This is a genomic window from Sulfuritalea sp. (genome assembly GCF_031426875.1).
Lineage (GTDB): Bacteria > Pseudomonadota > Gammaproteobacteria > Burkholderiales > Rhodocyclaceae > Sulfuritalea.
Map to the genome: position 1 here is coordinate 39,612 of NZ_JASJPC010000029.1, position 19,844 is coordinate 59,455.

Below are 19,844 nucleotides of genomic sequence, written 5' to 3' on the forward strand. Positions count from 1 at the left end.
TTCAGTCGAGTTCGACCAGACCTCGATCAGTGCGCAAGTAGGCCACCAGTTGCGCCGGTTCTGCGGCGGCGCAAGCATGCACGTCCAGGCGTGAACCGAGGCCGACGCTGGCCAGCGCCGTCCTGATCCGCTGCGGCTGCGGATGGAAGCCTTCCAGCTTCATCAGGCGGCAGCCGGCATCGGGCAGACGCTGCGCCGGATGAAACGGCACGTCCCACTGGATCAGCGTCGGCACCAGACCGTCGCCCGGCAGGTGCCCGTCGGCCGGCACGCTGATGTGCCAGCGGTAGTCGCCGCGCTCCATGGACAGGATCTCGCCCAGGTCTTCGCTACTGGCGGCGGCATCGCGCGAAATGTCATTGCTGCGCGCCGCCCAGTGGATCAGGCGCGGACGGTCCTGCGCCGGCAAGCGGTCGAGCGCGAACCAGCGCGGCCGTCCCGGCGGCGGCGCGGTCGGGTCGATGGCGATCAGTTCGAGGTAGAAGTTATCGCCCAGACCCAGCAGGCGATTGTGCGTGCCCATGCGTGCGTGCCGGCCGCCGGCCGAAAGAGCCACGCCCAGGTGCTGCTCCAGCCAGGCGGCGCCGCCATCGAGGTCATGCGCGGCGAAAACCAGATGATCGGGTTCGACCATGCTAGCGGACACCCCCTGTAGGGCCGGCTTTAGCCGGCCAGCGGTGGATTGGCGGTGTAGGGCCGGCTTTAGCCGGCCAGCGGTGGATCGGCGGACTGAAGTCCGCCCTACTGTCCGCCCCACGATGAGTCAGCCCCACGATGGAAAGCCGTTCCCCAGGCACTGCATTAGGTTTTAGGCTTCAGGTGCACATGGCCATGGCCGCTGCCTGCGGGCCGGTAGCCGTGGCCGTGGGCACGCCCGGCATCGACCTCGACGTCGATCAGGTTGAGCTGGCCGTGACGCACGCCGCGCTCGGCGATCAGCGCATCGGCAAAGCTGCGTACCGCGGCCGTGGGCCCGCGCAGGAGCACGCTTTCGAGGCAGTTATCGTGATCGAGATGGGCATGCAGGGTGGCCAGGGTCAGATCGTGTTGTCCATGCTGCAAGCTGGTCAAGCGCTCGGCCAGGTCGCGCTCGTGATGGTTGTACACGTAGGACAGGTTGGCGACGCAATTGGTCGTCTCGCCACGCTTCTGCCGCGCCTCCTCAAGCTGCGCGCGCAGCAGATCGCGCACCGCTTCGGAGCGGTTGCGATAGCCGCGTTCGGCAATCAGCCGGTCGAATTCGGCGGCCAGCTCGGCATCGAGCGAAATCGTGATGCGTTCCATCTCAGCGCCTCTCAGTTCCGGTCCTTCATGCCGCGCAGCTTCTCGACGACACCGCCGCGCTTGAGCCGGTCCAGCCGCTGCTTGCGCTCGGTCTTCACGACCTGCTCCAGGTAGGCGAGATTGCGCTCTATCGATTCCTGGTAGAAGTTCCGCTGGGCTCCGGTCTGCCGGCCGAAATGCTGGGCCAGGTGGGTCGAAAGCCCCATCAGATCCTGGTCGAGCCGACCCTTGGTCATGCGATAGAAGGCTGTGGTCTTTTCCAGCAGGTCGTGGATGTCGGCGAAGCCGCCCATCTGCGCCTCCTCGAATTCGAAATAGAGCAGCAGCACGCGCTCGAGGTATTCGCGATTGGCCATCTGGCCGATCAGGTCGGCCGTGGCCGTGGCGTAGGCGGCGCGCTGCTGCTGCAGGTTGTCGAACTTGACCCAGCCCGGGTGCTTGCGGTGGTCGGTGAGCAGGATCACCCGCGTCGTGGCTTCCAGCAACTCGGGAGGCAGCCAGACCAGGTGCGTTCGTGTGAATTCAACGCCGCGCAGGACATGGCTATCGGTGAATTGGGCGCCGGTGCCGCTGGCCTCGTCATCGCTCATCAGATAGCCGACATCGTGCATCAGGGCACCGATCAGCGCGGCGTCGATATGGTCGGCATCGAGTCCCTGGCCGGCCAGATGCAGGCCATGCAGCATGCGTGCGGTGCACAGCACCACCTCGTTGGTATGGGTACGGTTGTGATACAGGGTCTTGAGTTTCTGGTAGCCCGGCAACTCGCCGTCGAAAGCCCGATCGAGCAGGGCGAAGGCATCGGCAACGCGCTGCAAGTCGTGTCCGGGCGCAAAGGCCAGGATGATCTCGCCCACCTGCGCCTCCACCTCGCCGGTGTCTCGGGTGTTGCCCAGTGCGGCAAAGGGGCTGTCGTCAGTCATGGCTGGGGTTTGGCGGGCCGAGGCGTTTGAGGCGAAATCCTAGCAGAGCAGCATTGAAAAAGCTGCCGCGCCGACGAAACTCTGCTATTCCTTTACTTCGCGCAGTTCGCCGCAAAGGGCCGACGGGTGGCCGACGGGTGGCCGACGGGTGGCCGTGACCTTAGTTGACGCAGGTTAAGCTGCCGTAACACAATTGAACTATGCTGCATCGCAGTAACAATGCGCCCAGCATCTCCTCCGAGGTTCTTCCATGTCCGACACCGACACCATCGACGCTGCCCTCGAACGCCATCGCCGCGACGGTACGCGGCTCGTGCAGATCCTGCGCGAGACCCAGGAACAGCTGGGCTGGCTCGCCCCCGCCACACTGACCCATATCGCCGCCGCGATCGGCTGGCCGCGCGCAGAGGTCAGCGGCACCGCCTCCTTCTACAGCTTCTTCCACACCCGGCCGCGCGGGAAATACTGCGTGCTCTGGTCGGACAACATCACCGACCGCATGCTGGGCAACGGCGAGCTGATCGACGCGATGTGCAAGAAGCTCTGGCTGGAACCCGGCCGCGTCTCGGAAGACGGCCTGGTCAGCGTGAACACCACCTCCTGCACCGGCATGGGTGACCAGGGTCCTGCGCTGCTGGTGAATTACCGCGCCGTCACCGGCATGAGCCAGACGCGCCTGGGCGAAATGGTCGGCCTGATCCGCAGCGAAGTTCCCGTCGCCGAATGGCCGGCCGACTGGTTCGCGGTCGAGGACAACATTCGCCGCCGCGACATCCTGCTGGCGCACGATCTCGTTCCCGGCCAGGCGCTGTCTGCCGCGCTGGAACGCGGCGCGGAACAGACCCTGGCCGAGATCAAGGATGCGCGCCTGCGCGGCCGCGGCGGCGCCGGCTTTGCGACCGGCCTCAAATGGGAAGCCTGCCGCAACGCGCCCGGCAACGGCGCCTATCCGGCGCACTACGTAGTCTGCAATGCCGACGAAGGCGAGCCCGGCACCTTCAAGGACCGCGTGCTGCTCACCTCCTACGCCGACCTGGTGTTCGAGGGCATGAGCATCGCCGGCCTGGTGGTCGGCGCAAAAAAGGGTCTGCTCTATCTGCGCGGCGAGTACCGCTACCTGCTGGAGCCGCTGGAGTTGGCGCTGGCGGCACGGCGAGCGGCCGGCCTCCTGGGCAAGAACATCCTCGGCAGCGACTTCGAATTCGACATCGAGATCCACCTCGGCGCCGGCGCCTACATCTGCGGCGAGGAATCGGCCCTGATCGAATCGCTGGAAGGCAAGCCGGGCCGGCCGCGCATTCGCCCACCCTTCCCCGTCACCCATGGTTATCTCGACCAGCCGACCACGGTGAATAACGTCGAGACCCTGGCCGCCTCCTGCCTGATCGCCGCGCATGGCGGCGCCTGGTATGCGCAGCACGGCACCGAAAAATCCACCGGCACCAAACTGCTCTCGGTCAGCGGCGATTGCGAACGGCCCGGCATCTACGAATATCCCTACGGCGTCAGCGTGCGCCAGGTGCTGGACGACTGCGGCGCCACCGATTCGCAAGCGGTGCAGATCTCAGGGCCGTCGGGTATCTGCGTCGCCGAAGACGAATTCGGCCGCAGGATCGCCTTCGAGGACCTGCCCACCGCCGGCGCCTTCATGATCTTCGACGAGACGCGCGACATGTTCGAAGTGGCGCGCAACTTCGCCCACTTCTTCGCCCACGAATCCTGCGGCTTCTGCACCCCCTGCCGGGTCGGCACCACGCTGGTCAAGAACATGATGGACAAGATCGCGAAAAGCCACGGCTCGCCCTATGACATCGACGAACTGTTCAAGCTGCACCGCCTGATGCAGGGCGCCAGCCACTGCGGACTGGGCAATTCCGCCTGCAACCCGGTGTTCGACACGCTGAACAAGTTCCGCCCCGCCTACGAGCGCCGGCTCAAGTCGCTCGACTACGAACCGGCCTTCGATCTCGACGCCGCCCTGTCGCAGGCGCGCCAGATGACCGGCCGCGACGATGCCGCCGCGCATTTGCAGAATGGGGGCGAAGCATGAACATCTTCCAGCTCGACGGCGAAGAAATTCCCTTCCGCCAGGGACAAACCGTGATGCAGGCGGCCACCCAGCATGGCGTCTACATCCCCCATCTGTGCTGGCACCCGGATTTCGCGGCGCACGGCTCCTGCAAGTTATGCACGGTCAAGGTCAATGGGCGCTTCGGTTCGGCCTGCACCCTGGAAGCCCAGCCCGGCATGGAAGTCGAGAACCGCACGGTCGAACTCGACGACAAGCGCCGCACGATGCTGCAGATGTTCTTCGTCGAAGGCAACCACTTCTGCCCTTCCTGCGAGAAAAGCGGCAACTGCGCGCTGCAGGCCACGGCCTACGAACTGAAGATGATGTCGCCGCACTTCGACATGTTCTATCCCGACCGCCCGGTCGATGCCTCGCATCCCGACGTGCTGCTCGACTTCAACCGCTGCATCATGTGCAGCCTCTGCGTCACGGCCTCGCGCGAGGTCGATGGCAAGCACGTCTTCGCCATGGGCGGGCGCGGCATCCTCGGCCGCCGCATCCACATCAACAGCGAATCCGGCAAGCTCGCCGACACCGATTTCGCGCTGACCGACCGCGCCGCCAGCATCTGCCCGGTCGGCGTGATCCTGGAGAAGCGCAAGGGTTTCGCCGTGCCAATCGGCGAACGCCGCTACGACAAGTCGCCGATCAGCGCGCAGGTCAAGGAGAAGGCACCATGAATGCGCCCATGAACACCGCTCCGGTAAAAAAGCTCCGCGTCGCCACCACCAGCCTGGCCGGCTGCTTCGGCTGTCACATGTCGCTGCTCGACATCGACGAGCGCATCCTCAAGCTGCTCGAACTGGTCGAATTCGACCGCTCGCCGCTGACCGACATCAAGCACTGCGGCCCCTGCGATCTGGGCCTGATCGAAGGCGGCCTGTGCAACGCCGAGAACGTGCACGTGCTGCGCGAGTTCCGCAGCCACTGCAAGATCCTGGTTGCCGTCGGCGCCTGCGCGATCAACGGCGGCCTGCCGGCGCAGCGCAATCATCTCGACCTGCGCGACGTGCTCGAAGAGGTGTACCAGACCGAATACCTGACGTCCCACGGCGGCATCCCCAACGATCCGGAACTGCCGCTGCCGCTGAACAAGGTGCATCCGATCCACGAGGTCGTGAAGGTGGATTACTTCCTGCCCGGCTGCCCGCCGCCGGCCGACGCGATCTGGAAACTGCTGACCGACCTGCTCGCCGGCCGCACGCCGACCCTCGGCCACGGCCTGCTGCACTATGACTGAGCCTTAATTGACCACGAGATAGTGGATTCCCCGTAGGAGCGAGCTTGCTCGCGATACGCCATTTTCGCGAGCAAGCTCGCTCCTACAGTCTTAGAGGTAAATTCCATGTCTGAACTCGAAACCGCACTATCCCCCGAAAAACTCCGCCGCGTCGCCATCGATCCCGTGTCGCGGGTCGAGGGCCACGGCAAGGTCACGATCCTGCTCGACGACGACAACAAGGTGCACCAGGTGCGCCTGCACATCGTCGAATTCCGCGGCTTCGAGAAGTTCATCCAGGGCCGCCCCTACTGGGAAGTGCCGGTCATGGTGCAGCGCCTGTGCGGCATCTGCCCGGTCTCGCACCACCTCGCCGCATCGAAGGCGCTGGACATGATGCTCGGCGTCAAGCAGTTGACGCCGACCGCCGAGAAGGTGCGCCGCCTGATGCACTACGGCCAGATCCTGCAATCGCACGCCCTGCACTTCTTCCATCTCGCCTCGCCCGATCTGCTGTTCGGCTTCGGCTCGGACCTGGCCCAGCGCAACATCGTCGGCGTCGTCGCCGCGCATCCCGAAATCGCCAGGAAGGGCGTGCTGCTCAGGAAGTTCGGCCAGGAAGTGATCCGCATGACGGCCGGCAAGCGCGTGCATGGCACCGGCTCGGTTCCCGGCGGCGTGAACAAATCGCTCTCGCCCGAGGAACGTGCCGCGCTGCTCAAGGACATCTACCAGATGGTGGCCTGGAGCCGTGATGCAGTCGGCATGATCCGCCAGTTGTTCGAGCAGAACCTGGCCGAATACAACGCCTTCGGCCGCTTCCGCTCGGCCGGCATGTGCCTGGTGCGCTCCGACGGCGCCATGGACCTGTATCACGGGGCCTTGCGCGCGCGCGACGTCGAGGGCAAGACCCTGTTCGACCATTTCGACTACGGCCGCTACTGGGACGTCATCGCCGAGGACGTCAAGCCCTGGTCCTACATGAAGTTCCCCTTCTTCAAGTCGCTCGGTCCGGAAGACGGCTCCTACCGCGTCGGGCCGCTGACCCGCGTCACGCAATGCGACAGCATCCCGACCCCGCTGGCCGACATGGAGCGTCAGGAATTCATGGCCTACGACGGCGGCAGCGTCACCGGGGCGACGCTGGGCTACCACTGGGCGCGCATGATCGAAATGCTGCACGCGGCGGAAAACATCAAGGACCTGCTGCACGACGACGACATCACGGGCCACGATTTGATGGCGACCGGCTCCCGCCAGGAACGCGGCGTCGGCGTCATCGAGGCGCCGCGCGGCACGCTGATCCACCACTACCGTGTCGATGAGAACGACCTGGTGATCCGCGCCAACCTGATCGTCTCCACCACGCACAACAACCAGGCGATGAACACCGCGGTGCGCGAAGTGGCCAAGCAATACCTCGACGGCGTCGAGATCACCGAAGGCCTGCTCAACCACATCGAGATCGCGATCCGCGCCTTCGACCCCTGCCTATCCTGCGCCACCCACGCGCTGGGGCAGATGCCGCTCGAAGTCGCCATAGTTGGCGCTGACGGCACGGTGATCGACGCGGCAACGCGCGATCACCGCGGCCTGACGCGCGAGACTCGCGAACTGCCTTGACTGCGCCGACGCTGATCTTCGGCTGGGGCAATCCCAGCCGCGGCGACGACGCGCTGGGCCCGCTGTTCGTCGAGCATTTCACCGCCCTCGCGGCGCGCCAACCGGAATGGGGCGAGGTCGAATGCCTGACCGATTTCCAGTTGCAGATGGAACACGCGCTCGACCTGCAAGGCCGCCGCCGTGTACTGTTCGTCGATGCCAGCGTCGATGCGCTGGCGCCCTGCTCGCTGGTCCGCATCAAGGCGGCGCGCGACGCCAGCTTCACCACCCACGCCATGAGCCCGCAGGCGGTGCTCAAGGTCTACGCCGACATCGACGGCGGCGAGCCGCCGCCCTGCTGGCTGCTGGCAATCCGCGGCGAACGCTTCGAACTCGGCGAAGGCCTCAGCACGGCCGCGCAACAATCCCTGCAAGCGGCATTGCAACTCGCCGCAGACTGGATGGATTGCGCATGACTGGGTTGCCGGAATCCGATCCGTCACTCAACAAAACTGGGCAATCCGCCACCGGTGGCAGCCGCAGCAAAAAGAAGGTCTTGTGGGCGGTGTTGTTGCTTGCAACGCTTGTCTGCCTTGGAAGTTATATCGCTGTCATTGCCTATGTGCGATTTGGCGGCCAGGCCGTTAAGGATTTCTGCAGTCAGGAATTGATCGGCAAGTCAATGTCGGAGGCAAAGGAACTTGCCGCCAGGAGCGGGTTGGAGATCGTTGAGCGGGAGGGATTGCTTCGTGTAACCACGGACCCGAACATGTCCCGCCATACCTGCGACCTCAAGCTCAACGCCGGCAAAGTCACATCCGCTAAGGCGTTCTTCCGATTCTGACAATCCGTGTGAGCATTGCGCGCCTGGAACTGCCTCAGGAGGTTGTCTCAGTTCGGCCATGACCCGACACTGGAGATTTCGCTCGATAGCCGACAGTGAGCGCGCGACGTTCCTCCATAGCAGCCATCCACGATGCCGTACGCATTTGTCCGATCCCCGGGCCGTAGCGTAGCGGAAGTGCCGATGATACATTCGTACCGCAACTGTGTGCACGAAGGTGCCGCCAACCTTTCCCCGGCGGCGCAACACGACGGGAAAGTTTTGGCATAAGATGGCGGCGTTTTGGGTGCCTTGCCCTATTGACTTGGGGCGGGTGAAACGGGAAGCCGGTGAAGCTGGGCAACCAGTCATTCCGGCGCAGCCCCCGCTGCTGTAAGCCTGACGACTCCGCTACTGCCACTGTATTGTTCGATACGGGAAGGCGCGGGGAAGATCGACGGCAAGCCAGAAGACCGGCCCAAACATTTGGCGTTGAACCCCGGGGTGCGGGCGAAGGCTGGCGAACGCCTCATTGTTCCGCCAGAAATCCTTGAGCTTCACGGGTCCAGCGATTCGTTGTTATATGGTCAAGGAGTTCAAACATGCATATCGAAGCGGGCGTCGTCGACGGCGCAAAAATGATTCTCAGTTATGGCACGGCCGCGGTTGCTGCCGGGGCAACCGTCAAGGCGGCCGCCGATTTTGTTCGCGAGAACGGGCTTGGCACCCTGCTGGCGCGCAGCGTCCTGGCCGCGCTGATGGTCTTCTGTTTCTTCGAGGTGTTCTTTCACTACCCGGTCGGCGTCTCGGAAGTGCACCTGATCCTGGGCACCACGCTCTTTTTGTTTTTCGGCCTGGCGCCGGCGGCCATCGGCCTGGCCGGCGGCCTGCTGGTTCAGGGCCTGTTCTTCGCCCCCGCCGACCTGCCTCAGTACGCGATCAACCTGACCACCTTGCTGGCGCCGATCTTCGTCATGGGCGTGCTGGCGAAAAAGATCATTCCCGCGCACACCGCCTACGTCGACCTTTCCTACGGCCAGACGCTGAAGCTCTCGGCGGCCTATCAGGGCGGCGTCATCGCCTGGGTGGCGTTCTGGGCGTTCTATGGACAAGGGTTCGGCGCCGAGAACCTGGCGAATGTCGCTTCTTTTGGCGGCGCCTACCTGCTCGTCATCATCGCCGAACCGCTGATCGATCTGGCCGTGCTGGCGGGAGCCAAGTCCCTGCACGCCCTCAAGCGTTCCGCCGCTGTCGACAAACGCTTGTACAACTCCGTTGCAGCTTGAGTTTGCCGGCGTGCCTGGCCGGGTCTGGTTCGTCGGCGCGGGACCGGGCGATCCGGACCTGATCACGGTCAAGGGCCGCGATCTGCTCGCCCGCGCCGGCGCCATCCTGTATGCCGGCTCGCTGGTCGATCGGGCGGCGACGCGCTTCGCGCCGCCGGGCTGCGCGATTCGAGACTCCAAGGACATGACGCTGGAGGAAATGACCGCGTGGCTAATCGAGCAGTGCGGCCGCCATGCCACCGTCGTCCGCCTGCAGACCGGCGACCCCGGCCTGTATGGCGCGCTGATCGAAATGACCCGGCCGCTGACGGCCGCCGGCGTCGAGTGGCAAGTCGTGCCGGGCGTGTCGTCGGCCATGGCGGCAGCAGCAGCGGCGGCGGAGACGCTGACCCTGCCCGAAGTGACGCAGACGGTGATCCTGACCCGCGTCGCCGGGCGTACGCCGATGCCGCCGGGGGAGGATCTGGAGTCGCTGGCGGCCCACAAGACCACTCTGTGCATTTTCCTTTCCATCACACTGCTGCATGAAGTCCAGCAAGCATTGCGCGCCGCCGGCTGGGACGAGAATGCGCCCATCCTTGTGGTGCAGAAGGCGAGCTGGCCCGGCGCGGAAAAGATCATTCGCGGCACTCTCGCCGACATCAAGAAGAAATGCCAGGCCGAGAAGATCGGCAGCCAGGCCATGATCATCGCCAGCCCGACGCTGGGCGCCGCCGATTGGCCCGACCTCGCCCGTTCGAAACTTTACGACCCCACCTTCACCCACCGCTTTCGCAAGGCCGCCCATGGATAACTCAACCACGCTCCTGCTGGTCGGCCACGGCTCGCGCAACCAGGAAGGCAACAAGGAGATCCAGCGTTTCGCCGCCGACTGGCGCCAGCGCCATCCCGACTGGCGCATCGAAGTCTGCTTCATCGAGCACGCCGACGTGCTGCTCACTGAAGGCATGGACCGCGCCGCCAAGAACGCCAGGCGCGTGCTGGTCATACCCTTCATCCTCAACGCCGCCGGCCACGTCAAGATGGAACTGCCGGCCGCGCTGAACGCCGCGCGCCTGAGCCATCCCAAGGTCGAATTCCTCGTCACCCGCCACCTCGGCATGGGGCGCGAAATCCTCGCCGTGCTGCAAGGCCAGCTCGACCGCCTGATGAAGGCGCTGGACATGCCCGACCCGCGCACCACCGGCGTGATCCTGCTCGGCCGTGGCTCGTCGGATGCCGGCGCCAACGGCGAACTGGCAAAAATGGCGCGCTGGATATTCGAGGACAACGAGCACGAACTGGTCGACCTCGCTTTCACCAGCATCACCTGGCCGCGGCTGGAAACCGTGGTGCAGCGCCAGTCCCGGCTGGGCATGACGCAGGTCTGCATCGTGCCGGTCTATCTGTTCACCGGCGTGCTGATGGAGCGCATCAAGTCCCAGGTCGAGCGCCTGAAAGTGCAGTATCCGGGCATCGCCTTTGCCCTGGGCACCCATTTCGGCTTCGACAAGGGCATCTTCGACTTGCTCGACGCCAAGGTCGCCGGCCACGAACTGCCCGAAGGCGGCCTGCTCGAATGCGACGGCTGCAAGTACCGCGCAGCCGCCGAGGCCGAACACCTGCACGATCACAGCCATACGGCCACCGGGGCAGCGCATGGTCACGAGCACGAACACCACCACCACGATAGCATCCACCCCCACGTTCCCGCCTGAAGCCATGACTGCCAATACCGTCACCGAACAGATCACCGCCGCCGGCCGTGCCATCGAGCACGACTCGTTTGCCATCATCGATGCCGAGGCCGGCCCGCACGCCTACACCGCCGAGCAGTGGCCGCTGGTGCGGCGCATGATCCACGCCAATGCCGATTTCGAGTTCAACGGCCTCACCGCCTTTCATCCGCGGGCGATGGCCGCCGGCCTGGCCGCCGTGCAGAAGGGCGGCACGCCCGTCGTTGCCGATGTCGAGATGATCTGCGTCGGCTTGTCAAAGCCGCGCCTCAGGCATTTCGGCATGACCACGCACCATTACATTTCCGACGCCGACGTGATCGAGCAGGCCAAGGCGGAGAACAGCACCCGCGCCGTGCAGGCGATGCGCAAGGCCAGGCGCGAAGGCAGGCTCGACGGCGCCATCGTCGGCATCGGCAACGCGCCGACGGCGCTGATCGAACTGGTGCGCCTGATCCGCGAGGAAGGCGTGCGCCCGGCGCTGGTCGTCGGCATGCCGGTGGGATTCGTGTCGGCGGCCGAGTCGAAGGAGTTGCTGATGACGCTCTCCGACACGCCCTGGATCGCGATACGCGGCCGCAAGGGCGGCTCGACCCTGGTCGTCGCCGCGATTCATGCCTTGCTGTCGCTGGCCGAGACCGAACAGAATCGCGCATGATTAGCCCCCCACGCTCACGTCGTTCGCTGCCCCCCCACGGGGGCGCATGTTGCCTTGGGGCGGCCCTGCGGCAACATGAGTGAATCCGAGGATTCCTCTGACACGCCCAAGATTCGCAAGGGCGACGCCAGGCGCAACCGCGGCAACCGCACCGGTTTCACCACCGGCGCCTGCTCGGCGGCGGCGGCGCGCGCGGCGACGCTGGGGCTGGTTGGCGGCGAGGTGCCGCAAAGCGTGGTGTGCCGGCTGCCGATGGGCAAGGACGTCACCTTCGTCGTGCAGGACGGACGCATCGACGGCGAAGGCGAAGCGCGCATCGCCCACGCCGTCATCGTCAAGGATGCCGGCGACGACCCGGACGCCACCCACGGCGCGCACATGACCGCCGACGTGCGCCTGCTGCCGCACCGCGTCGGCGAGATCGCGCTGCTCGGCGGCGCCGGCGTCGGCACGGTGACCAAGCCCGGCCTCGGCCTCGAAGTCGGCGGACCGGCGATCAATCCCGTGCCCAACCGCAACATCCGCGAGAACGTGCAGGCGGCAGCCGGCGAGCTGCTCGACCACGACGGCCTCGAAGTCGTCATCTCCGTGCCGGGCGGCGAGGAAATGGCGAAGAAGACGCTCAATGCCCGGCTGGGCATCCTCGGCGGCATCAGCATTCTCGGCACCACCGGCATCGTGCGGCCCTATTCCACGGCGGCCTTCCGCGCCAGCGTGGTGCAGGCGATCGACGTCGCCGCCAACCAGGGCCAGACCCGCGTGGTGCTCACCACCGGCGGGCGCACCGAAAAATTCGCCATGCGCCAGTTGCCCGAACTCGACGAATCCTGCTTCGTGCAGATGGGCGATTTCGTCAAGGCCGCCTTCCTGTCCGCCATCCGTACGAACATGAAAGAGATTACCGTCGGCGCCATGGTCGGCAAGCTGACCAAGATGAGCCAGGGTCTGGCCGTCACCCACGCCTGGAAGGCCGAAGTGGACCGCGACATCCTCGCCGAATCGGCGCGGGAAGTCGGCGCCCCGCCCGACCTGGTGGAAAAAATCCGCGCCGCCGAAACCGCGCGCTTCGCCGCCGAGCATCTGGCCGAACTCGGCCTCACCGTCGATTACCATCGCGCGCTGGCGAAGAAAGCCATCCGCAGCCTCAAGTCCTGCTATCCCGGCGACTACCGCCTCGCCGTCCTCGTCTGCGATTTCGAAGGCCAATTCATTGTCCGCGTCGAAGAAGATGAAGCCCGCTGAAAAGTTGAATACTTGTGCCCTGATCGGCATCCTCGACGACGGCTGGGATGGCCTGTCCGCCGCCGCGCGCCGCCGTCTCGCCAGAGCCGACTTGATCTTCGGCGCCGGTCGCACGCTGGAACTGATTCGAGAGCACGTACCGGCAAGCACCACGTTGAAGGACATGAAGGGCGCGCTGACGCAGACGCCGGCGTGGATCGAGGCGGCGATGGGGGCCGGCCAGCGCGTCGCCATGATCGCCACCGGCGACCCGCTGTGCCACGGCATCGCCGGCTTTCTCGCCGGCAAGCTCGGTGCCGGGAAGATCGAAATCCTGCCCGCGCCGACGACATTGCAACTGGCCTTCGCCCGCTTCAGGAAGCCCTGGCAGGATGTAAAAATCGTTTCCTGCCATAGCGCCGATGCCGGCGAATGGGCCGTCGGCGCCACCCCCGACCACGGCCTGTACCAGGCGATGCGCGCCATTGCCCGGCACCCGCAGGTAGCGCTGTTCACCGGCCCCGACAACAACCCGGCGCGGCTGGCGCGTGCGCTCCTCACCGCCGGCTACGGCGATGGCGTGCGGCTGTCGGTGGCCAGCCGCCTGCTGCTGCCCGACGAAGCCTTGTTCCCCGACCTCACGCCCGCCGCTGCCGCGACAATGGAGTTTCCCGATCCCAACGTGGTGCTGATCGAACGCGCGCCCGACGCACGTCAGCCGGCCTTTGGCCTCGAAGACCTCGAATACATCCAGCGCACGCCGGAGAAGGGACTGATCACCAAGCAGGAGGCGCGCGCCGTGTCGCTGGCCAAGCTGCGGCTGGCGGCGAATGCCGTCGTCTGGGACATCGGCGCCGGCGCCGGCTCGGTCGGCCTCGAAGCGGCGCGGCTGGCGCCGCTGGGCCATGTCTGGGCCATCGAAAAGAACGCAGGCGATGCGGCGAATGCCCGCGCCAACGCGGCCCGTTTCCGCATCACGAATTACACCCTGGTCGAAGGCAAGGCACCCGCCCATCTCGATACCTGGCCGGACCCCGATGCGGTGTTCATCGGCGGCTCCGGCGGCGAGCTGGACGAGCTGATTCGCCTGATCCTCGGCCGTCTCAAGCCGCAGGGTAGGCTGGTGATGAACTTCGTCACCATCGAAAACCTCGCCACCGCCATCGCCGCGCTCGCCGCTGCCGGTGCGACGTGGGATGTGGTGCAACTGCAAGCCAGCCGCAGCCAGCCCATCCTCGACATGCACCGGCTGGCCGCTCAAAATCCCGTGTGGATAGTCACCACTCATCTGGAATCGTCATGACAAAACGCTACGGCAAACTGATCGGCGCCTCGCTCGGCCCCGGCGACCCCGAACTCATTACCCGCCGCGCCTGGGCGGCGCTGCAATCCGGCGCGCGCTGGCTCTACCCGGTGAAAAAGGCCGAGGAGAGTTCCTACGCGCTGTCCATCGTCGAGCGTGGCGGCATCGCCGTGCCGCCGGATGCCGAGGCGCTGGTGTTCCCGATGACGCGCGACGCCGAAATCCTGACCAGGGCCTGGGCACGCGCTGCGACGCGCACCGTCGAGCTGCTGGCCGAGGGGCGCGACCTCGTCTTCCTGGTCGAAGGCGATGCCTCGACCTTCGCCACCTTCGGCCACCTCGCCCGCGTCGTGCGCGAACTGGCGCCCGAGGTGGCGGTGGAAACCATACCGGGCGTCAGCTCCTTCGCCGCCGCCGCCGCCGCGAGCGGCACCACCCTGGCCGAAGAGGACGAGACCCTGGCCGTGATTCCCGCCGCCTACGGCGTGGACATCATCGATCAGCTGCTCGACGAGTTCGACACCCTGGTGCTGCTGAAAGTTAAGCCGCTGGTCGACGAAGTCATCGAACTGCTCGAACAGCGCGGGCTGCTGGCCACCAGCTGCTTCATCGAAAAGGTCGGCGCACCCGGCGAGCGCGTGGTACGCGACGTGGCCAGTCTCAAGGGCGAGAAGGTCAACTACCTGTCGCTGATGCTGGTGCAGAACCCCAAGCGGGTGCGCGGCGAGTTGCGGCGCGGCTGCCGCAAACGCAAGGACGCCAGGGAACAGGAGCACACACCCGCATGAAAATCGCCGTCGTTTCCATCACCCGCCACGGCATCGCGCTGGCCGGCAAGGTCGTTGCCGCGCTGCCCGGCGCCCAGCTCTTCGCGCCCGAAAAATTCCAGGCCGAGGCCGAAATCGCCGCACCCGGCGCCGCCCGCACCTATGTCGGCAAGGTCGGCGACCAGGTGCCCGCCTTGTTCGCGGCTTTCGATGGCATCGTCGCCATCGTTTCGCTCGGCGCCGTGGTGCGCCTGATCGCGCCGCATCTGCGCAGCAAGGAAACCGACCCCGCCGTGGTGGTGGTCGACGAGGCCGGCAAGTTCGCCATCCCCGTGCTCTCCGGCCACCTCGGCGGCGCCAACGAACTGGCCGGGCATCTTGCCACCGCGCTCGGCGCGACGCCGGTGCTGACCACTGCATCGGACGCGCGCCAGACGCTGGCGGTCGACCTGCTCGGCCGCGAACTCGGCTGGACCTTCGAGGCCACGCACGACGAAGTGGTGCGCGCCAGCGCCGCCGTGGTGAACGACGAACCGGTGGCCCTGGTGCAGGAGGCCGGCAGCGAGGACTGGTGGACCCATCACGCCAACGGCCGCAGCGGTCCGCTGCCGGCGAACCTGCAACGCTTCTCCCGTCTCGAAGACGTCGCCCTCGAAAAATTCGGCGCCGTGCTGTGGATCAGCGAGCGCGCAATGCCGTCCGCATTGGTCGCGCCGCTTGCCGGCAAACGCATCGTCTATCGTCCGGGCAAACCCGCATGAGGATTGCCTTGGGTCTGGGCTGCGATCGCGGCACGCCGGCCGAGACCATCGCCCAGGCCGTCGCCGAGGCGCTGGCCGCCTGCGGCGCGCGCCATGCCGATGTCGTCGCCGTCGCCAGCATCGACCTCAAGGCCGACGAGGCCGGGCTGCTCAGCTTCGCGCAAGTGCGCGGCTGGCAGATCCGCTTCTATCCGGCGGTGGGACTGGCCGCGGTCGAGGTGCCCAATCCTTCGGAGACCGTGCGCAAGCACACCGGTACGCCCTCGGTTTCCGAAGCCGCCGCGCTGCTCGCCGCCGGCGTCGACAAGACCCAGCTCATTATCGAAAAACACAAGTTGCGCGGCCCCGACGGACGCAACGCCACCGTTTCAATAGCGAGGTTCCCCCAATGACGCCCCCAGAGACCCAAACCAAAAAAGGCAAGATCATGCTCGTCGGCCTCGGCCCGGGCAGCAACGAGCACCTGACCTACCGCGCCCGCGCCGCCATCGCCGAGGCCGACACCATCATCGGCTATGTCACCTACATCCGCCTCGTCGCCGACCTGGTGGAAGGCAAGGAGGTCATCAAGAAATCGATGACCGAGGAGCTCGACCGCGCCATCGAGGCGCTCGACCGCGCCCGCCAGGGCAAGAAGGTGGCGCTGGTGTCGTCGGGCGACGCCGGCGTCTACGGCATGGCCGGGCCGACCTTCGAGGTGCTGTTCCAGGCCGGGTGGACGCCGGACTCGGACATCGAGGTCGAAATCATTCCCGGCGCCTCGGCGCTCAACACCTGCGCCGCACTGGTTGGCGCGCCGCTGACCCACGACTTCTGCGCCATTTCGCTGTCCGACCTGCTGACGCCGTGGCCGGTGATCGCGCGCCGCCTCGACGCGACCGCATCGTCCGACTTCGTCGTCGCCCTCTACAACCCCAAGAGCGGCCGCCGCACGCGGCAGATCGTCGAGGCGCAGCGCCTGTTCCTGCGCCATCGCCGCCCCGACACGCCGGTGGCCATCGTCAAGTCGGCCTACCGCAAGAAGCAGCGCATCGAATTCACCACGCTGGAGAAAATGGGCGAATGCGATATCGGCATGCTGACCACGGTGCTGATCGGCAACTCCAACACCTTCGTCAAGCACGGCCTCATGGTCACGCCGCGCGGCTATGCCAACAAGTACGAGGTCGATGGCGGCGGCGCCAGCACCAAGGCGGGCGAACAGGCCGGTCGCTCGCTGTCCACCGGCCTCAACGGCTGGATCGCCACGATACAGGCCAGCGGCAAGAGCGCCGCCGAACTCGCCCGCGAATACCGGCTGCCCGAGGACTACATCCAGTCCGTGCTCGACGAGCCGCCGCGCGCGGCAGCGGACGCGGACGAGGTCGAAGAAGCCGAAGCATGAGTGTCCCCGACAACGCACGCAACGAGCGCCATGCTGTACGCATGCAGCGCAAGAAGGACGTGGTGGATGGCAAGATAGCCGCCGCCGCGACCGAGCGCGGTGTGTTGCTGGTCAACACCGGCAACGGCAAAGGCAAGTCCTCGGCGGCCTTCGGCGTCGTCGCGCGCGCGCTGGGCCACGGCATGCGCGTCGCCGTCGTCCAGTTCGTCAAGGCGCGCAAAGACACCGGCGAGGAGGCGGTGCTCGGCCGCCTGCCTGGCATCGACTGGCATGTGATGGGCGAGGGCTTCACCTGGGAGACGCAGGATGCCGCGACGGACGCCGCCGCCGCCCGCGCCGCCTGGGAAGTCGCCGCCGCTTACCTGCGCGATCCCGCCGTCAATCTCGTCGTGCTCGACGAACTCACCTACGCCTTCAAGTACCAGTGGCTGCCGCTAGCCGAGGTGCTTGCCGCGTTCGCCGCGCGCCCGCCGATGCAGCACGTCATCGTCACCGGCCGCGCCGCGCCGGAGGCGTTGATCGAAGCGGCCGATACTGTCACCGAAATGGCCATGGTCAAGCACGCCTTCAAGGCCGGCGTGAAAGCCATGCCGGGGATGGAATGGTGAGTTCATCCAGTTGTCCGGCATTGCTCATGGCCGCGCCGGCCTCGGGCCAGGGCAAAACCACGGTCACGGCGGCGCTGGCGCGACTGCATGCGCGGCAAGGGCGGCGCGTCCGCGTTTTCAAGTGCGGGCCGGACTTCCTCGACCCGCAGATCCACGCCCTGGCCTCGGGCGCGCCCTGCGAGAACATCGACTTCCGCATGTGCGGCGAGGACGATGCGCGCTGGCGTCTGAGTCGCGCGGCTCGCGATGCCGACCTCATCCTGGTCGAAGGCGTCATGGGCCTCCACGACGGCGAGCCGAACTCGGCTGAGCTGGCCCGACGACTGGGCCTGCCCATCCTGCTGGTGATCGACGCCGCCGCCATGGCCGGTTCCTTCGGCGCCGTCGCTTTCGGGCTGAAAAATTATGGCGCGGGCGCGAACATCACCCACGTGCTCGCCAACCGCACCGGCAGCAAGCACCACGCCGAACTCGCGCAGAAAACCCTGCCGCCCGACATCATTTGGGCCGGCCACCTGCCGCGCGATGCCGCCTGCGCGCTGCCCGAGCGCCATCTCGGCCTGCTGCCGGCGGGCGAGATCGACGACCTCGACGCGCGCATCGAGCGCATGGCCGATGCGCTGGCCGACACACCCGCCGCGGAACTACCGCCCGCCGTCGAATTCGCCGTATCGCCAGCGCCGACTTTTGACGCGAAGCTCGCCGGCAAAACCATCGCCGTCGCCCGCGACGCCGCCTTCTGCTTCCTCTACCCCGCCAATCTCGAATGCCTGGCGGCGCTGGGCGCGCGGCTTATATTCTTCTCGCCGCTGGCCGATACGCGGCTTCCCGCCTGCAACGCCGTCTGGCTGCCCGGCGGCTATCCCGAACTGCACGGACCGTCGCTGGCCGCCAACCGCGCCATGGCCGCCGCGCTCACCGCCCATGTCGAGGCCGGCAAACCCCTCGTCGCCGAGTGCGGCGGCATGATGACCTGCTTCGAGAGCCTGCACGCTACCGACGGATCGGCCCATGCCATGTTCGGCCTGCTGCCCGGCACGGTGCGCATGCAGAAGAAACTGGCCGGGCTGGGCATGCTGGCAACCGAGCTGAGCGAGGGTCGGCTTACCGGACACACCTTCCATTACTCGACCACGGAAACGCCGCTGGTACCGGCGGCGCAGGCCGTCAAGGCGACAGGTCGCGGCGGCGAGGCGATTTATCGCCATCGGCGCCTCACCGCAAGCTACATGCACTTCTACTTCCCCGCCAACCCGATCGCCGCCGCGCGGCTATTCCTGCCATGACCGACCATCGCTACTCCGATACCGAAATTGCCGCCATCGAGCGCGTGATCAGGGAGCGGCGCGACATGCGCCACTTCCTGCCCGACCCGCTGCCCGACGGCCTGTTGGAGCGACTGGTGGAAGCCGCCCATCTCGCGCCCTCGGTGGGCTTCATGCAGCCTTGGCGCTTTCTGCGTATCACCGACCGAACGCTGCGCAACAGCATTCACGCCCAGGTGGACGCCGAGCGCTTCGCCACGGCCGCCGCCCTGCCTTCGCGCAACGAGGAATTCCTGCAGGTGAAGATCGAGGGCATCCTCGACTGCGCCGAGGTGCTGGTGGTCAGCCTGATGCCGGGGCGGGAAGCGCATATCGTCGGCCGCCGCACCCTGCCGGAAATGGACCTGGCCTCGGCTGCCTGCGCCATTCAGAACATGTGGTTGCTGGCCCGCGCCGAAGGCGTCGGGCTCGGCTGGGTGTCTTTCTTCGACCCGGACAGTCTGGCCGCCCTGCTGGGAATGCCGGCGGGTGCACGACCCGTCGCCATCCTGTGCATCGGCCGGGTGCCGGCCTTCTATCCGCGTCCGATGTTCGAGGATGCCGGCTGGGGTGCGCGGCTTCCGCTCAAGGACGTGCTGTTCGAGAATACCTGGAAAGTCGGCGCTGGCGGGACGCCAACGGCCTACTGACTGGGTCGGCCGCGCGTGATTTCGATCTGTGCGCACGCCGCAATGAGAAGGCACGAACGTTTCATGCGATCTCCTTAAAACACTGGAAGCCGTCACTGACGGTTTGCTCGGGCTTTGTGCGTGGCAGGCCGGGGCGACCATTCGGCTTGTGGCGGCTACTGGCGTGTTCGACTACGGCGTTTTCGATCGAAGTGCAGGAGCGCCACGAATCCCGCCAGAGAATTCAGGAGAAATAATTCAGGCCGCCGCAACCCGGTTCCGCTAG

Annotated in this window: 22 protein-coding genes and 1 riboswitch; of the genes, 19 read left to right on the forward strand and 3 right to left on the reverse strand. The window is 66.3% G+C overall.

The features are described from left to right. Position 1: 1 nt before the first annotated feature. The 3 genes from RMO95_RS13985 to RMO95_RS13995 form a co-directional block, all read right to left on the reverse strand. Positions 2-634 (reverse strand): VOC family protein, encoded by a 633-nt coding sequence (locus tag RMO95_RS13985; RefSeq protein WP_310451252.1) that lies wholly within the window; start codon positions 632-634, stop codon positions 2-4. Between the two features lie 167 nt (positions 635-801). Then, on the reverse strand, positions 802-1,284 hold the full coding sequence (gene nikR, locus RMO95_RS13990) for a nickel-responsive transcriptional regulator NikR (RefSeq protein WP_310451253.1): 483 nt from the start codon (positions 1,282-1,284) through the stop codon (positions 802-804). Positions 1,285-1,295: 11 nt separating this feature from the next. Continuing rightward, positions 1,296-2,207, reverse strand: coding sequence for a hypothetical protein (locus RMO95_RS13995; RefSeq protein WP_310451254.1), 912 nt, complete (start codon positions 2,205-2,207; stop codon positions 1,296-1,298). A gap of 250 nt (positions 2,208-2,457) precedes the next feature. On the opposite strand from RMO95_RS13995, the gene RMO95_RS14000 reads away from it, so the two are divergent. From RMO95_RS14000 to bluB, 19 genes are all read left to right on the forward strand, one after another. Next, complete coding sequence (locus RMO95_RS14000; protein WP_310451255.1) at positions 2,458-4,257, forward strand: NADH-ubiquinone oxidoreductase-F iron-sulfur binding region domain-containing protein; 1,800 nt, start codon at positions 2,458-2,460, stop codon at positions 4,255-4,257. Further along, the gene (locus RMO95_RS14005) at positions 4,254-4,958 is read left to right on the forward strand and encodes a 2Fe-2S iron-sulfur cluster-binding protein (RefSeq protein WP_310451256.1); all 705 of its coding nucleotides are present in this window, start codon (positions 4,254-4,256) and stop codon (positions 4,956-4,958) included. The genes RMO95_RS14000 and RMO95_RS14005 overlap by 4 nt, the downstream gene beginning before the upstream one ends. Then, positions 4,955-5,518 carry an NADP oxidoreductase gene (locus RMO95_RS14010; RefSeq protein ID WP_310451257.1) on the forward strand — a complete coding sequence of 188 codons (564 nt, stop codon included), beginning with the start codon at positions 4,955-4,957 and terminating at the stop codon, positions 5,516-5,518. Before RMO95_RS14005 ends, RMO95_RS14010 begins: the two co-directional genes overlap by 4 nt. Positions 5,519-5,623: 105 nt before the next feature. Beyond that, complete coding sequence (locus tag RMO95_RS14015) at positions 5,624-7,120, forward strand: Ni/Fe hydrogenase subunit alpha (RefSeq protein ID WP_310451258.1); 1,497 nt, start codon at positions 5,624-5,626, stop codon at positions 7,118-7,120. Next, positions 7,117-7,575 (forward strand): hydrogenase maturation protease, encoded by a 459-nt coding sequence (locus RMO95_RS14020; protein WP_310451259.1) that lies wholly within the window; start codon positions 7,117-7,119, stop codon positions 7,573-7,575. The genes RMO95_RS14015 and RMO95_RS14020 overlap by 4 nt, the downstream gene beginning before the upstream one ends. Continuing rightward, complete coding sequence (locus RMO95_RS14025) at positions 7,572-7,943, forward strand: hypothetical protein (RefSeq protein ID WP_310451260.1); 372 nt, start codon at positions 7,572-7,574, stop codon at positions 7,941-7,943. The genes RMO95_RS14020 and RMO95_RS14025 overlap by 4 nt, the downstream gene beginning before the upstream one ends. Before the next feature lie 267 nt (positions 7,944-8,210). Continuing rightward, positions 8,211-8,419: riboswitch (cobalamin riboswitch) on the forward strand. A 105-nt stretch (positions 8,420-8,524) separates the two neighbouring features. Continuing rightward, a complete protein-coding gene (locus RMO95_RS14030; protein WP_310451261.1) occupies positions 8,525-9,208 on the forward strand; it encodes an energy-coupling factor ABC transporter permease in 684 nt (227 codons plus the stop codon). A gap of 10 nt (positions 9,209-9,218) precedes the next feature. After that, on the forward strand, positions 9,219-10,001 hold the full coding sequence (gene cobM / locus RMO95_RS14035) for a precorrin-4 C(11)-methyltransferase (protein WP_310451262.1): 783 nt from the start codon (positions 9,219-9,221) through the stop codon (positions 9,999-10,001). Continuing rightward, positions 9,994-10,905: a sirohydrochlorin chelatase gene (locus RMO95_RS14040; protein ID WP_310451263.1), complete on the forward strand. Its 912-nt coding sequence runs from the start codon at positions 9,994-9,996 to the stop codon at positions 10,903-10,905. Before cobM ends, RMO95_RS14040 begins: the two co-directional genes overlap by 8 nt. Before the next feature lie 4 nt (positions 10,906-10,909). Then, a complete protein-coding gene (locus tag RMO95_RS14045) occupies positions 10,910-11,581 on the forward strand; it encodes a precorrin-8X methylmutase (protein WP_310451264.1) in 672 nt (223 codons plus the stop codon). A 75-nt stretch (positions 11,582-11,656) separates the two neighbouring features. Next, complete coding sequence (locus RMO95_RS14050; protein WP_310451265.1) at positions 11,657-12,823, forward strand: cobalt-precorrin-5B (C(1))-methyltransferase; 1,167 nt, start codon at positions 11,657-11,659, stop codon at positions 12,821-12,823. After that, positions 12,810-14,105 carry a precorrin-6y C5,15-methyltransferase (decarboxylating) subunit CbiE gene (cbiE, locus tag RMO95_RS14055; protein ID WP_310451266.1) on the forward strand — a complete coding sequence of 432 codons (1,296 nt, stop codon included), beginning with the start codon at positions 12,810-12,812 and terminating at the stop codon, positions 14,103-14,105. Before RMO95_RS14050 ends, cbiE begins: the two co-directional genes overlap by 14 nt. Further along, entirely contained in the window at positions 14,102-14,893 is a 792-nt protein-coding gene (gene cobI / locus RMO95_RS14060) for a precorrin-2 C(20)-methyltransferase (RefSeq protein ID WP_310451267.1), read from the forward strand. Before cbiE ends, cobI begins: the two co-directional genes overlap by 4 nt. Continuing rightward, positions 14,890-15,633 carry a cobalamin biosynthesis central domain-containing protein gene (locus RMO95_RS14065; protein ID WP_310451268.1) on the forward strand — a complete coding sequence of 248 codons (744 nt, stop codon included), beginning with the start codon at positions 14,890-14,892 and terminating at the stop codon, positions 15,631-15,633. The genes cobI and RMO95_RS14065 overlap by 4 nt, the downstream gene beginning before the upstream one ends. Continuing rightward, positions 15,630-16,025 carry a cobalamin biosynthesis protein gene (locus tag RMO95_RS14070; RefSeq protein WP_310451269.1) on the forward strand — a complete coding sequence of 132 codons (396 nt, stop codon included), beginning with the start codon at positions 15,630-15,632 and terminating at the stop codon, positions 16,023-16,025. Before RMO95_RS14065 ends, RMO95_RS14070 begins: the two co-directional genes overlap by 4 nt. Further along, positions 16,022-17,017 (forward strand): precorrin-3B C(17)-methyltransferase, encoded by a 996-nt coding sequence (gene cobJ / locus RMO95_RS14075; protein ID WP_310451270.1) that lies wholly within the window; start codon positions 16,022-16,024, stop codon positions 17,015-17,017. Before RMO95_RS14070 ends, cobJ begins: the two co-directional genes overlap by 4 nt. Further along, positions 17,014-17,625, forward strand: coding sequence for a cob(I)yrinic acid a,c-diamide adenosyltransferase (cobO, locus tag RMO95_RS14080; RefSeq protein WP_310451271.1), 612 nt, complete (start codon positions 17,014-17,016; stop codon positions 17,623-17,625). Before cobJ ends, cobO begins: the two co-directional genes overlap by 4 nt. Continuing rightward, positions 17,619-18,911 (forward strand): cobyrinate a,c-diamide synthase, encoded by a 1,293-nt coding sequence (locus RMO95_RS14085; protein WP_310451272.1) that lies wholly within the window; start codon positions 17,619-17,621, stop codon positions 18,909-18,911. Before cobO ends, RMO95_RS14085 begins: the two co-directional genes overlap by 7 nt. Next, on the forward strand, positions 18,908-19,579 hold the full coding sequence (gene bluB, locus RMO95_RS14090) for a 5,6-dimethylbenzimidazole synthase (protein WP_310451273.1): 672 nt from the start codon (positions 18,908-18,910) through the stop codon (positions 19,577-19,579). Before RMO95_RS14085 ends, bluB begins: the two co-directional genes overlap by 4 nt. Positions 19,580-19,844 lie beyond the last annotated feature (265 nt).

Bases quoted from the DNA above. Each gene is read 5' to 3' on its own strand.
- RMO95_RS13985 (WP_310451252.1), bottom strand. From the start codon at position 634: ATGGTCGAACCCGATCATCTGGTTTTCGCCGCGCATGACCTCGATGGC.
- nikR (WP_310451253.1), bottom strand. From the start codon at position 1,284: ATGGAACGCATCACGATTTCGCTCGATGCCGAGCTGGCCGCCGAATTC.
- RMO95_RS13995 (WP_310451254.1), bottom strand. From the start codon at position 2,207: ATGACTGACGACAGCCCCTTTGCCGCACTGGGCAACACCCGAGACACC.
- RMO95_RS14000 (WP_310451255.1), top strand. From the start codon at position 2,458: ATGTCCGACACCGACACCATCGACGCTGCCCTCGAACGCCATCGCCGC.
- RMO95_RS14005 (WP_310451256.1), top strand. From the start codon at position 4,254: ATGAACATCTTCCAGCTCGACGGCGAAGAAATTCCCTTCCGCCAGGGA.
- RMO95_RS14010 (WP_310451257.1), top strand. From the start codon at position 4,955: ATGAATGCGCCCATGAACACCGCTCCGGTAAAAAAGCTCCGCGTCGCC.
- RMO95_RS14015 (WP_310451258.1), top strand. From the start codon at position 5,624: ATGTCTGAACTCGAAACCGCACTATCCCCCGAAAAACTCCGCCGCGTC.
- RMO95_RS14025 (WP_310451260.1), top strand. From the start codon at position 7,572: ATGACTGGGTTGCCGGAATCCGATCCGTCACTCAACAAAACTGGGCAA.
- RMO95_RS14030 (WP_310451261.1), top strand. From the start codon at position 8,525: ATGCATATCGAAGCGGGCGTCGTCGACGGCGCAAAAATGATTCTCAGT.
- RMO95_RS14040 (WP_310451263.1), top strand. From the start codon at position 9,994: ATGGATAACTCAACCACGCTCCTGCTGGTCGGCCACGGCTCGCGCAAC.
- RMO95_RS14045 (WP_310451264.1), top strand. From the start codon at position 10,910: ATGACTGCCAATACCGTCACCGAACAGATCACCGCCGCCGGCCGTGCC.
- RMO95_RS14050 (WP_310451265.1), top strand. From the start codon at position 11,657: ATGAGTGAATCCGAGGATTCCTCTGACACGCCCAAGATTCGCAAGGGC.
- cbiE (WP_310451266.1), top strand. From the start codon at position 12,810: ATGAAGCCCGCTGAAAAGTTGAATACTTGTGCCCTGATCGGCATCCTC.
- cobI (WP_310451267.1), top strand. From the start codon at position 14,102: ATGACAAAACGCTACGGCAAACTGATCGGCGCCTCGCTCGGCCCCGGC.
- RMO95_RS14065 (WP_310451268.1), top strand. From the start codon at position 14,890: ATGAAAATCGCCGTCGTTTCCATCACCCGCCACGGCATCGCGCTGGCC.
- RMO95_RS14070 (WP_310451269.1), top strand. From the start codon at position 15,630: ATGAGGATTGCCTTGGGTCTGGGCTGCGATCGCGGCACGCCGGCCGAG.
- cobJ (WP_310451270.1), top strand. From the start codon at position 16,022: ATGACGCCCCCAGAGACCCAAACCAAAAAAGGCAAGATCATGCTCGTC.
- cobO (WP_310451271.1), top strand. From the start codon at position 17,014: ATGAGTGTCCCCGACAACGCACGCAACGAGCGCCATGCTGTACGCATG.
- RMO95_RS14085 (WP_310451272.1), top strand. From the start codon at position 17,619: ATGGTGAGTTCATCCAGTTGTCCGGCATTGCTCATGGCCGCGCCGGCC.
- bluB (WP_310451273.1), top strand. From the start codon at position 18,908: ATGACCGACCATCGCTACTCCGATACCGAAATTGCCGCCATCGAGCGC.